The following is an 11,728-nucleotide window of genomic DNA, read 5'->3' on the forward strand; positions in this document are numbered from 1 at the left end:
TCAACCCTGGTACGCAGTGCATAGTCTGGAAGGCGTGCGCAGCAGTCGGGTTCGAAAGATCGTCGACCGATCCGTTTCCCGCGCCCTTCACCTAACGCCGCCGACCACGGACTATGCCGTGCATCGCGGCGTCGAGGTGCCGATGCGCGACGGAGCGATCCTGCGGGCCACCCACTACGCGCCCGCCCGCGCACCGCTGGGCACCATCCTGGTCCGCTGCCCGTACGGCCGGGCCTTCCCGTTCTCCCTGGTCTACGCACAGCTCTACGCCGCACGCGGGTACCACGTCCTGCTGCAGAGTGTGCGCGGCACATTCGACTCCGGTGGCACCTTCGTGCCGATGGTCCACGAAGCCGACGACGCCGCCGACACCGTGGTCTGGCTGCGCCGCCAACCGTGGTTCACCGGTACCTTCGCCACCATCGGGCTGTCCTACCTGGGCTTCACCCAGTGGGCGCTGCTGTCGGACCCGCCGCCCGAACTGGTTGCCGCGGTGATCACCGTCGGCCCGCACGACTTCCACGCCTCGTCGTGGGGCACCGGCTCGTTCTCGCTGAACGACTTCTTGGGCTGGTCGGACATGGTCGGTCACCAGGAGCAGGCGAACCTGCGCCGCCTGGCCTTCCAGACCCGTGCGGCCCGCAGGCTCGAACACGCCACCCTGGGGCTGCCGCTGGGGGCCGCCGGCCGGGATCTGCTGGGCACCGCGTCACCGTGGTACGAGTCGTGGATCGACCACCCCGAGGCGGACGACCCGTTCTGGGACACCATGCGGATGACCGCTGCGCTCGACCGCTGCGAGGTACCGGTGCTCTTGCTCAGCGGCTGGCAGGACCTGTTCCTGGAGCAGACCCTCGCGCAGTACCGCCACCTGCGCGGACGTGGGGTCGACGTCGCGTTGACGGTCGGGCCGTGGACCCACACCGACATGATCATGAAGGCGGGCGGCACCGCCGCCGCCGAGACGCTGGACTGGCTCGGCACACATCTGGCCGGTGCTCCCACCACCGGCCGGCGCAGCCCGGTGCGGGTACACGTCGCGCATCACGGCTGGATCGACCTGCCGGACTGGCCGCCGCCGACCGGTACAGGTGTGATGTACCTGCAGCCGGGTGGGTGGCTCGCCGCCACCATGCCGCCCGCCGACGCCGCGCCCTCGACGTTCCGCTACGACCCCGCTGACCCGACCCCGACGGTCGGCGGCCGGCTGCTGTCTCGGCTGAGCGGCTACCGCAACGACGCGCGGCTCGCCGAGCGAGCCGACGTACTGAGCTTCACCAGCGGCCCGCTGGACGCCGACCTGTATGTGTTCGGCGAGCCGGTGATCGAACTGGCCCACCACGCCGACAACGCCCACGCCGACGTGTTCGTGCGTGTCAGCGAGGTCGACCCGCGCGGGCGCTCGCGAAACGTCAGCGACGGCTACCGGCGGCTCGGCGCCGCGGCATCGGGGCCGCTTCGCATCGAGCTCGACGCCGTCGCGCATCGCTTCGCCGCCGGAACCCGGATCCGGGTGCTCGTCGCGGGCGGCTCACACCCGCGCTACGCGCGCAATCTCGGGACCGGCGAACCGGTGCTCACCGGCGCGCGGATGGTCCCCTCGCTGCACACCGTGCACCACGGGGTGGGTGGGGTCTCCAGGCTGCTGCTGCCCGCCTCGGCGGACCTGCCGTCAGCTGACGGCAGCGCGCACCCGGGAGGCGATACCGGCCAGGGCCGTGGCGTCGTGCACCGGGGCGCCGACGGCGGCGCTCGCGGGTAGCTGCACCCAGCTGGTGCAGCCCCGGTAGTGCGGTTCCCGCGTCAACCGGATCGGCTCGGCCAGTGCAAAGGCCTGCACCACCAGCACGGTCAACTGGTGACGGGGCCGGAAGTCCAGCCGGTCGGCCTGCACCGACTCGGCGGTCCAGATGTGCAGGTCCTCAATGTCGGCCAGCCCCTGCGGATCGGAAACCGCCACGGCAGCAACCACTTTGGCGGCAGCCCTGATGACGACGTGGTCATTGGTGCTGTCCGGCTGCGCGGCGGCGAGCAGGTCCCGATGTTCCGGGCGCAGCCGCTCGGCATGACTGTGCGCGACGGTGGGGAACAACAGGAATTCGTCTGCCGCCACGGCGAACCGCTTCTCGTGGATTCCGCCCTTGCGCAGCAGCACGGTCTGCCGACCATCCAGCAGCGCGTGCACCGCCGCGCTCCACTCCTTGAGCGCAGTGGTCATGGTGCCAGCCGCGCCCGCACCTCGGGGCGCCGCAGCGGCGGAACGGTTTTCGGTGGCTGACGCCGGGCGGGCAACTCCTCCAGCAGCCGGGCCGTGGTGGCCGCGACCTCGGCGACCGCGGTCTCGAACACTTCGGCCACAGCATCGGAAGGCCGGGTGATGCCGCTGACCTTGCGCACATACTGGCGGGCCGCCGCGGTGATCTCGTCGTCGGTGGCCGCCGGCTCGAGGCCACGCAACTCGGTGATGTTTCGGCACATGACCCCAGCATGCCCGCCTTCAGTCCGGACTTCACGGCCGAAGCGCTGATCGGATTGATATCCGGCACCCATCTGGCTCACACGTTCGGGACCTAGCCTGGCCGCCTAGTGTGTCGAATTCGTGTGATGGGAAGGGTGCACCATGACCGCGGGAGTGGCGTCACCTCGACCTCGAGTGATCAAACGCGCAGTCGGCCGGCCACCCGGCTCGAACACCGATGCGCGACGCGAGATGATCATCACCGCGGCGATCCGCGTCTTCGCCTACCGCGGATATGACGCCGCCACCGTGCAAGAGGTCGCCGATCTCGTCGGCATCACCCGACCGGCGATCCACCACCACTTCCCGGGCAAGGCACCGCTGTACCGGGCGGCACTCGAGCGGGCGTACGACATCGCCATGACCCCGGCCGGAATCGGATCGGAACGCTTCACCGGCCCCGATCACGGCGGATTGCGCATGGCCTGCGCACTGCTGGGCACGTCACTGGCGCACTCGCACCGGATAGCGGACGTCGCACCCCGAATCACCGGCGTCTCGGCCGACCTGCGCCGAATGTGTGCCCAGACCCTCGGCCCGCACGATGACGCGGATCAGGTGGATGAACTGGTCGCCACGATCGTCGGCCGATGGGTGCTGACCGCCTACGCGCTCACTTGGATCGATCTGCAGATGGACGTAGACATGCTGTGAGCAAACTCCCGGCCACTGGTTCGGCACGGCAGCAGCCCAAGGATGCTGCGCCGGAGTAGATTTGCGCCTGGTCTGCGCTGAGCTCGTCACGCAAGCCGCAGTCCATGCGACGAAGGGTGGGAGGTCCGTTGCGAATGCGACGATGGGGCCGAACCCTTTCGGCAGTCGCTCTGCTCGCCGGTGCCGCTGCCGTTCCATCGTGCGGTGGTCCCGGCAACGTCATCGAGATCGCCAACAACCTCCAGTCCGCGCTGATGTCGATGCCGGGAGTGACCGACGCGTGGGTGTATCACGACCGGAGCTACGCCGAGGGCATCGTCTTCACCGTCGCGGTCGACGTCCCTGACGCGACACGGCCTCAGCTGGTCGCGGTCGCGAACCGTATCGCCGAGACCCGGCTCAGCCACGTCTCGAACTACATCGAAGACGTCGAGTTCTGGGTGACGCCGGACAAACCCGTGACGGTCAGACGACAGTCGCACCTCGATCCCGCGCAGATCGCCGACGACACAGAACGACTCAGGGTGATCGCCGCGCACACCGACGGCCGCATCGACTGGTTCCGCGACGACGACGATGTCAACCAACTGTCGGTCACCGACAGCCGCACCCCAGGGTCCGACCTCCTCGACACCGTGCGCCGAACCGCAGGCGACACCGGCCTGACATTGACGGTGTCGCCGGCGTCGCCTTCGCCCCGCACTCCCCGGATGCGGGTGTCGTTTCCGCTGAGCGTCGAAGACCGGAACTCGGTCGAGCAGTTCCTCGATACCGTCCCCGTCGATGTATTCGGGGTGCGCATCGACGACGGCGGCGTTCGCGTGCTGCAGGCCATGGTGCCCGCCGACCCGGCCGTCGCCGAGCAGGAACTGTCCACGGTCATCCGGCAGCGCAGGGCTGCCGCGGCGGGCCCGATGTGGTTGGCGTGGTACGTCCCCAGCGCGCTCGGCGGCGTACCGATGTTCGGCGGTGTCGTCGACGTCTACGAGTGTTCGGCTGCGGCAGCGGCGATTCATCAGGTGTCCCTGCGCTCGGGACAGGACAGTTACACACTGCAGGACCGTCTGCAGTCAATGATCGACACCTGCGCGGCGCCGGAGCAGATCAGCACCGACGTGGCCGTACCACCGATCCAACAGCCTGCTTTTCCCTCTCCCCCAACGCTATTCGTCCAGAATGAGGTATCGGATCCGGTACAGATCCCCGCCGCTGTCGCCATCGCCGACCGTGTGGCATCGAGCGGCACCACACCCGGCCGCTCCTCCCCCGCCGGGACGGTGCGCCCGCCGTGGCCCGCGCGGACCGGCACGGCGGCGCCGCACCCGGCGGCGGCCGTCAATCCAGGGGCGCCGCAGCCCGATAGCGGTCCGGCCGTCACCGCCGGCGGTTCACCGCGTCCCGCGACAACACCGCACCGCTCGACGAGCCGGAGCGCAGGCCCGGGCCGTTAGTGGTGCCGATACGGTGTCCCTATGACCGGCGACGACATCCTGCTCATTGACACCACCGACCGCGTCCGCACAGTGACGCTGAATCGGCCCAACTCGCGTAACGCGCTGTCGAGCGCACTGCGCAGCCGTTTCTTCAGCGCGCTGCGCGAGGCGGAGGCCGACACCGACGTCGACGTCATCATCGTCACCGGCGCCGACCCGGTGTTCTGCGCGGGACTGGACCTCAAGGAGCTCGGGGACACCACCGAACTGCCCGACATCTCCCCCAAATGGCCACCCATGACCAAGCCCGTCATCGGCGCGATCAACGGCGCTGCTGTGACCGGCGGACTCGAACTCGCGCTCTACTGCGACATCCTGATCGCCTCCGAGAACGCGCGCTTCGCCGACACCCACGCCCGGGTCGGGCTGCTGCCGACGTGGGGCCTGAGCGTACGGCTGCCGCAGAAGGTCGGCGTCGGGATGGCCCGGCGGATGAGCCTCACCGGGGACTATCTGTCCGCCGAGGACGCGCTGCGCGCCGGCTTGGTGACCCAGGTGGTCGCCCACGACGAGCTTCTCCCCACCGCGCGGGCAGTGGCCGCCTCGATCGTCGGCAACAACCAGAAGGCCGTCCGCGCGCTGCTGACGTCGTACCACCGGATCGACGAGGACCAGACCGGCTCGGGACTGTGGATCGAGGCGATGTCGGCCAGGAAGTGGATGGCGGCGACGTCCGGTGACGACATCGCCGCCAGCCGCGCCTCGGTGATCGAACGCGGGCGCAGCCAGGTGAAATAGCTTCTCGCCAGACCGCTTTCGCGGCGGCGATGAGGCTCTGCCGCTTGGCCAGGAGCGCCGGTGTCCTCGGGCCCGACGCTAGTTGGTGCCGGGCACCAGCCAGCGCCCGGAGAACGCCCGCCACCCGACGAACACCAGCCGCAGCACCATGAACGTGCTCAGGCCCGACCAGATGCCGAGCAGTCCCCAGCCGAAAGCCAGCGACAACCAGATCAGCGGCAGGAAACCCACCAGCGCGCTGAGCAACGTCGCGGTACGCATGAAGGCGGCGTCACCGGCGCCCAGCAGCACCCCGTCGAGCGCGAACACGATTCCGGCGACGGGCAATTGGGCCACCATGAACCACCACGGCACCCCGATCTCCGCGAGCACGGACCGGTCGTCGGTGAACAGCGACGGCAGCACCGAAGCGCCTGCGGCGAACACGAAAGCGAGCACCGCGGCGGCGATCGCGGAGAACACCGTCACCCGCCACGCGACCGACTTCGCGTGCTCCGTGCGACCCGCGCCAAGCGCGGCACCGACCAGCGACTGCGCGGCGATCGCGAGTGAATCCAGCACCAGCGCAAGGAAATTCCACAGCTGCAGAACGACCTGATGCGCGGCGACGGCCGCCGCGCCGAATCGGGCGGCCACCGCGGCGGCCGACACGAAACAGGCCTGGAAGGCCAGGGTCCGCAGTACCAGATCACGCCCCATCACGACCTGCGCGCGCAGCACCGACGTATCGATGCGCAGCGACACCTTTTCGGCCAGCAGCGCCCAGCAGAAGAGAATCGCGGCCAGCCACTGCCCCACCAGGTTGGCGATCGCCGAACCGGCCAGTTCCAGCCGCGGCAGGCCAAGCCAGCCGTAGACGAGCAACGGGCACAGCACCGCCGAGACACCGAAACCCACCAGCACATAGCGCAGCGGGCGCATGGTGTCCTGCACACCGCGCATCCAGCCGTTGCCCGCGGCGGAGACGAGAATGGCAGGCACACCGAAGATCGCGATACGCACCCAGGGCAAGGCGGCACCGGCGATGTCGCCGCCGGGCGTCGTGCCCGCGATCGCCGACACGATCGGCACGGCGGCCAACTGCACGGCAGCCACGATCGCGACACCCATCCCGAGCGCCAGCCAGGTGGCCTGGACCCCTTCGCCGACGGCCGCGACCCGGTCACCCGCGCCGTAGAAACGCGCCGAGCGAGCCGTCGTCCCGTACGACAGGAAGGTGAGCTGGGCGCTGACGACCGACAGGATCAGGCCGCCGATCGCCAGGCCGGCCAGGCTCAGCGCGCCGAGCCTGCCGACGATCGCGATGTCGAACAGCAGATAGATCGGTTCGGCGGCAAGGACACCCAGCGCGGGAAGCGCCAGCGCCGCGATCCGCAGGCTGGTTACAGCGGCGTCGTCGGCTGAGTCAGTCAAGCCCAGACCCCGGAGTAGTGAGATCGAGTTTCACCTTTTGCACTCGAAGTACGAGTAGATCGCTACCAAAGGTGAAATTCGATGGTGCGGCAGCGGTACCGGCCAAGACCCGACTCAGCCAAGGGCGGCGGTCAGCTGCGCCACCACGTCCTCGATCGGCCCGGCCGCCGAGTAGCCGGCGGCCAACGTGTGCCCACCGCCGCCGAAACCACTGGCGACCGCAGCCAGGTCATAGCTCTTGGCCCGCATCGACACCGACCAGTGCCCGGGCTCGATCTCCTTGAACACCGCGGCGACCTCGGCTTCGTGGGTGGTGCGCACGATGTCGACGATGCTCTCGACCTCTTCGGAGCGGTTCTCCATCCACTCCTCGTGCGCGACCACCGCGTAGACGAGCCCGCGCCCGCCTGCCGCCTCCGGCAGCAGCTGCGCCCGGGACAAGACGCGTGACAGCAGAGGCAGCCACACGAACGGATGGGTGTCGAACAGCTCACGGCTGATCGCGGCGTTGTCCACCCCGAGCTCGACCAGGCGGGCGGCCAGCCGCAACGCGCCCGGCGACGCCCACCGGAACGACCCGGTGTCGGTGGTCAGTCCCGCGTACAGGCACGACGCGACATCGCGGTCGATCGTCTTGCCCCACGCATCGAGCAGCTCGGCCACCACCATCGTGGTCGAATCCGCCTTCGGATCAACAAGATTCACACTGCCGAACAGGGTGTTGGACTTGTGGTGGTCGATGACGAGCACCGCGCAGCCGAGCTGGGTGAACTCCGACAGCGCGCCGAGCCGGTTCACGCTCGGGGCGTCGACGGTCACCACCAGATCGACGTCGCGGCGCATGTCACCAGGGGCCACCAGCAGGTGCCCCCCGGGCAGCATGCGCAGCGACTCCGGCAGCGTCGACGGCGTCGCGAAACTCACTTCGACGTCCACGCCGTCACGCTCGAGGATCAACGCCAGAGCCAGCCCGGCCCCCACACTGTCGGCGTCGGGATGAACATGGCAGATGACGCTGACCGCGCCGGCACTGCGCAGGACCTCGACGGCGCCGTGCGCGTCCACCCGCCGCGAGGGGCGGGTGATCTCAGTCGTCGAGTCGATCGCGGTCACCGGCGTCCTGGTCGTCCTGCGAGAGGGAAGCGTTGACATGTCCCGGGTCGCTGCGCTCCTGCCCAACGTCCCCCTCTTCTCCTACCACACGGTACGGCTGCGCGTCTCCCGCAGGAGTGGCCCCGGCCCGAATCCGGGCGACATCGGCGTCGGCAGCGCGCGCCTTGGCGAGCAGCTCCTCCATCTTCTGCGCGGTGTCGGGCACCTTGTCCACAACGAAGGACAGGGTCGGAGTGAACCGCACACCGGTACCGGCGCCGACCTTGGTGCGCAGCGCACCTTTGGCGCGTTCGAGCGCCGCGGCCGCACCCGCATAGTCCGGCTCGTCATCGAGGGTCTTGCCGCGCACCGTGTAGTACACGGTGGCATCGTGAAGGTCACCGGTCACCTTGGTGTCGGTGACCGTCACGAACGCCAGCGGCGGATCCTTGATCTCGAACTCGATGGCCGAGGCGACGATGGTGGCGATGCGCTTGGAGAGCCTGCGGGCCCTGCCGACATCAACCACTAGACGCGCTCCTTCTCGACCAGCTCGTAGGTCTCGATGACGTCGCCTTCCTTGATGTCGGAGTACGTCAGCGTGAGACCGCATTCGTAACCCTCGCGCACCTCGGTGGCGTCGTCCTTCTCCCGCTTGAGCGAGGAGACCGTGAGATTCTCGGCGATGACCACATTGTCACGCAGCAACCGCGCCTTGGCGTTGCGCCGCATGATCCCGGACTGCACCAGGCAGCCGGCGATGTTGCCGACCTTCGACGACCGGAAGATCGCGCGGATCTCGGCGCGGCCGAGCTCCTTCTCCTCGTAGATCGGTTTGAGCATGCCCTTGAGCGCGCTCTGGATCTCGTCGATCGCCTGGTAGATCACCGAGTAGTACCGGATCTCCACACCCTCGCGGTTGGCCAGTTCGGTGGCCTTGCCCTCGGCGCGCACGTTGAACCCGATGATGATCGCGTCCGAGGCCGACGCCAGGTTGACGTTGGTCTCGGTGACGCCACCGACACCGCGGTCGATGACGCGCAACTCCACCTCGTCGTCGATCTCGATGCCCAGCAAGGCCTCCTCGAGCGCCTCGACGGTGCCCGAGTTGTCGCCCTTGAGGATCAGGTTCAGCTGGCTGGTTTCCTTCAGTGCCGAATCCAGGTCTTCCAGGCTGATGCGCTTGCGAGTACGCGCGGCCAGTGCATTGCGCTTGCGCGCGCTGCGGCGGTCGGCGATCTGGCGGGCAATGCGGTCCTCGTCGACAACCAGGAAGTTGTCGCCGGCACCTGGCACCGACGTGAAGCCGATGACCTGCACCGGTCGCGACGGCAACGCCTCGGTGACGTCCTCGCCGTGCTCGTCGACCATCCGGCGAACCCGGCCGTATGCATCGCCGGCGACCACGGAGTCGCCGACCCGCAGCGTGCCGCGCTGGATCAGCACGGTCGCCACCGGGCCGCGGCCGCGGTCCAGGTGCGCCTCGATGGCCACACCCTGGGCTTCCATATCGGGGTTGGCCCGCAGGTCCAGTGCCGCGTCGGCGGTCAGCAGGACCGCCTCCTCCAGCGCCTCGATGTTGGTGCCGTTCTTGGCCGAGATGTCGACGAACATGGTGTCGCCACCGAAGTCCTCGGCAACCAGGTTGTACTCGGTGAGCTGCGCCCGGATCTTGGCCGGGTCGGCGCCCTCCTTGTCGATCTTGTTGACCGCAACCACGATCGGCACGTCAGCGGCCTGCGCGTGGTTGATGGCCTCCACCGTCTGCGGCATGACGCCGTCGTCGGCGGCGACCACCAGGATCGCGATGTCGGTAGCCTTCGCACCGCGGGCACGCATGGCGGTGAACGCCTCGTGGCCCGGGGTGTCGATGAAGGTGATCGGGCGCACGACACCGTCGTGCTCGACGGTCACCTGGTAGGCACCGATGTGCTGGGTGATGCCGCCGGCCTCGCCCTCGCGGACGCTGGCCTTGCGGATCGTGTCCAGCAGTCGGGTCTTGCCGTGGTCGACGTGACCCATGACGGTGACCACCGGCGGACGGACCTCCAGGTCGCCCTCGTCGCCTTCGTCCTCGCCGTAGGTGAGGTCGAACGACTCCAGCAGCTCGCGGTCCTCGTCTTCGGGCGACACGACCTGCACGACGTAGTTCATCTCGCCGCCGAGCAGCTCGAGCGTTTCGTCGCCGACCGACTGGGTGGCGGTCACCATCTCACCGAGGTTGAACAGCGCCTGGACCAACGCGGCCGGGTTGGCGTCGATCTTCTCGGCGAAGTCGCTCAGCGACGCGCCGCGGGCCAGTCGGATCGTCTCGCCGTTACCGTGCGGCAACCGCACGCCACCGACGACGGGCGCCTGCATGCTCTCGTACTCGGCGCGTTTGGCCCGCTTCGACTTGCGGCCACGACGCGGGGCACCGCCGGGACGGCCGAACGCGCCGGCCGCGCCACCGCGCTGACCGGGACGACCACCACCGCCACCGCCACCACCGGGACGGCCACGGAAGCCACCGGCAGCAGCTCCGCCTGCGCCACCACCGCCACCGGGACCGCCGGTGCGGTAGTTACCGCCACCGCCACCACCGGGACGGCCGCCGCCACCGGGGCCGCCGCCGGGACGGGGACCGCCACCGGGACGCGGGGCACCGGGCCGACCGGGCGCACCGGGCCGGGCGCCGGGCGGACGAGGAGGCATGTTGCCGGGTGTGGCTCCACCCGGACGCGGCGCGCCGGGACGCGGACCACCGGCACCGGGCCCGGGACGCGGGCCCTGGGGGCGCGGCGCGGGCCGCTCGACCGGCTGGGCCGAGGAGAACGGATTGTTGCCGACGCGCGGCGGCCGAGGCATGCCCGGCTTCGGCGCTGCCGGTCCCGGACGGGGACCGGGCGTCGGCCCGGGGCTGCTCGGCGCAGGTGCCGCGGGGGCGGCAGGAGCCGCCGAGGCCGCGGGTGCCGCCGGAGCCGCAGGCACCGGGGGTGCCGGAGTCGGCGCAGCCGGGGCTGGAGCGGGAGCCGGAGCGGCCGGCTTGGGTGCCGGCGCCGCGGGCTGCGCGGTCGCGGCAGCGCCATGGGAGACGGGCGCGGGCTTGGGTGCCGGCGCTCCGTTCCCGGCGGCGCTCGCCGGTGTGGCTTTCGCCGGGGCTTTGTCGGGCTTACCGCCGCCGAATGATTCCCTCAGACGGCGTGCGACGGGGGCTTCCACCGTCGATGATGCGGATTTGACGAATTCGCCCTGATCGCTCAGTCGGGCGAGAACTTCCTTGCTGGTTACACCGAGTTCCTTGGCCAACTCGTGTACGCGGGCCTTACCTGCCACTACATCTCCTACTCAAGAGGCGACAGCGGTGGTAGGCCGCGCCTCGGGTTTAGCTACGACGCATGGTCATCGTCGGGACTTCACGGTGTGCTCATGTTCTTCGCTGCCTGTTCTCTTGCCGGGCTGGTCTGGCCCGTCGATTTCTCGACGTACTCGACCACCGCGGATGTATCCGGTGAACCGGTGATGCGCAACGCTCGACCGAAAGCTCGCCGTCGGAACGCTGCCTGAAGGCACCGGTCGTCGGGGTGCAGCCACGCACCCCGCCCTGGGAGGTTACCTGCCTGATCAACGGTTAGGGCGCAATGGCCGTTCCCGTTCGACACAGCCACCACTCGGAGGAGATCGACGGCCAACTCTCGCCTCCGGCACCCGACACATGTCCGTACCGGACCTTCGGTACGTCGATGCGGTCTCTCGGGGGTCGGAGTCTCGCGCTGGATCACGGCACAGTCTACCGTCATCGCGGCATCGCTCAGAACCACCCTTGGCTGGGCGATGCGGG

Annotated in this window: 11 protein-coding genes; 4 read left to right on the forward strand and 7 right to left on the reverse strand. The window is 69.4% G+C overall.

From position 1 onward, the window contains the following. The first annotated feature begins 118 nt into the window (after positions 1 to 118). Positions 119 to 1,762, forward strand: a complete 1,644-nt coding sequence (locus tag Y900_RS02890) for a CocE/NonD family hydrolase (protein ID WP_420329732.1) — start codon at positions 119 to 121, stop codon at positions 1,760 to 1,762. Here the strand turns inward: Y900_RS02890 and Y900_RS02895 are convergent. Beyond that, positions 1,673 to 2,218, reverse strand: a complete 546-nt coding sequence (locus tag Y900_RS02895) for a DUF1802 family protein (RefSeq protein WP_036338781.1) — start codon at positions 2,216 to 2,218, stop codon at positions 1,673 to 1,675. The two genes, Y900_RS02890 and Y900_RS02895, sit on opposite strands and share 90 nt — an antisense overlap. Further along, positions 2,215 to 2,478: a DUF2277 domain-containing protein gene (locus tag Y900_RS02900; protein ID WP_036345683.1), complete on the reverse strand. Its 264-nt coding sequence runs from the start codon at positions 2,476 to 2,478 to the stop codon at positions 2,215 to 2,217. The genes Y900_RS02895 and Y900_RS02900 overlap by 4 nt, the downstream gene beginning before the upstream one ends. A 142-nt stretch (positions 2,479 to 2,620) precedes the next feature. Between Y900_RS02900 and Y900_RS30130 the strand changes: the two genes are divergently transcribed. The 3 genes from Y900_RS30130 to Y900_RS02915 all read left to right on the forward strand — a co-directional run bounded on the left by Y900_RS30130 (position 2,621) and on the right by Y900_RS02915 (position 5,403). After that, positions 2,621 to 3,172, forward strand: a complete 552-nt coding sequence (locus Y900_RS30130) for a helix-turn-helix domain-containing protein (RefSeq protein WP_081844969.1) — start codon at positions 2,621 to 2,623, stop codon at positions 3,170 to 3,172. 134 nt (positions 3,173 to 3,306) lie between these two features. Next, positions 3,307 to 4,623, forward strand: a complete 1,317-nt coding sequence (locus Y900_RS02910; protein ID WP_036338784.1) for a hypothetical protein — start codon at positions 3,307 to 3,309, stop codon at positions 4,621 to 4,623. A gap of 21 nt (positions 4,624 to 4,644) precedes the next feature. After that, positions 4,645 to 5,403 carry an enoyl-CoA hydratase gene (locus Y900_RS02915; protein ID WP_036338786.1) on the forward strand — a complete coding sequence of 253 codons (759 nt, stop codon included), beginning with the start codon at positions 4,645 to 4,647 and terminating at the stop codon, positions 5,401 to 5,403. Between the two features lie 78 nt (positions 5,404 to 5,481). Here the strand turns inward: Y900_RS02915 and Y900_RS02920 are convergent, their stop codons facing one another. The 5 genes from Y900_RS02920 to Y900_RS30745 form a co-directional block, all read right to left on the reverse strand. Further along, positions 5,482 to 6,816: an MATE family efflux transporter gene (locus tag Y900_RS02920; protein ID WP_036338788.1), complete on the reverse strand. Its 1,335-nt coding sequence runs from the start codon at positions 6,814 to 6,816 to the stop codon at positions 5,482 to 5,484. A gap of 114 nt (positions 6,817 to 6,930) precedes the next feature. Then, entirely contained in the window at positions 6,931 to 7,929 is a 999-nt protein-coding gene (locus Y900_RS02925) for a DHH family phosphoesterase (RefSeq protein WP_036338791.1), read from the reverse strand. Continuing rightward, positions 7,904 to 8,437 (reverse strand): 30S ribosome-binding factor RbfA, encoded by a 534-nt coding sequence (rbfA, locus tag Y900_RS02930; RefSeq protein ID WP_036338794.1) that lies wholly within the window; start codon positions 8,435 to 8,437, stop codon positions 7,904 to 7,906. Before rbfA ends, Y900_RS02925 begins: the two co-directional genes overlap by 26 nt. Further along, positions 8,437 to 11,223, reverse strand: a complete 2,787-nt coding sequence (gene infB / locus Y900_RS02935) for a translation initiation factor IF-2 (RefSeq protein WP_081844970.1) — start codon at positions 11,221 to 11,223, stop codon at positions 8,437 to 8,439. The genes rbfA and infB overlap by 1 nt, the downstream gene beginning before the upstream one ends. 80 nt (positions 11,224 to 11,303) lie before the next feature. Then, positions 11,304 to 11,687, reverse strand: coding sequence for a YlxR family protein (locus Y900_RS30745; RefSeq protein ID WP_109751162.1), 384 nt, complete (start codon positions 11,685 to 11,687; stop codon positions 11,304 to 11,306). Positions 11,688 to 11,728: the final 41 nt, after the last annotated feature.

It is taken from the genome of Mycolicibacterium aromaticivorans JS19b1 = JCM 16368, from assembly GCF_000559085.1.
In the GTDB taxonomy this organism is placed as follows: domain Bacteria; phylum Actinomycetota; class Actinomycetes; order Mycobacteriales; family Mycobacteriaceae; genus Mycobacterium; species Mycobacterium aromaticivorans.

Coding starts and splice junctions, on each gene's coding strand:
- Y900_RS02895 (WP_036338781.1), bottom strand. CDS start 2,218: ATGACCACTGCGCTCAAGGAGTGGAGCGCGGCGGTGCACGCGCTGCTG.
- Y900_RS02900 (WP_036345683.1), bottom strand. CDS start 2,478: ATGTGCCGAAACATCACCGAGTTGCGTGGCCTCGAGCCGGCGGCCACC.
- Y900_RS30130 (WP_081844969.1), top strand. CDS start 2,621: ATGACCGCGGGAGTGGCGTCACCTCGACCTCGAGTGATCAAACGCGCA.
- Y900_RS02910 (WP_036338784.1), top strand. CDS start 3,307: ATGCGACGATGGGGCCGAACCCTTTCGGCAGTCGCTCTGCTCGCCGGT.
- Y900_RS02915 (WP_036338786.1), top strand. CDS start 4,645: ATGACCGGCGACGACATCCTGCTCATTGACACCACCGACCGCGTCCGC.
- Y900_RS30745 (WP_109751162.1), bottom strand. CDS start 11,687: ATGACGGTAGACTGTGCCGTGATCCAGCGCGAGACTCCGACCCCCGAG.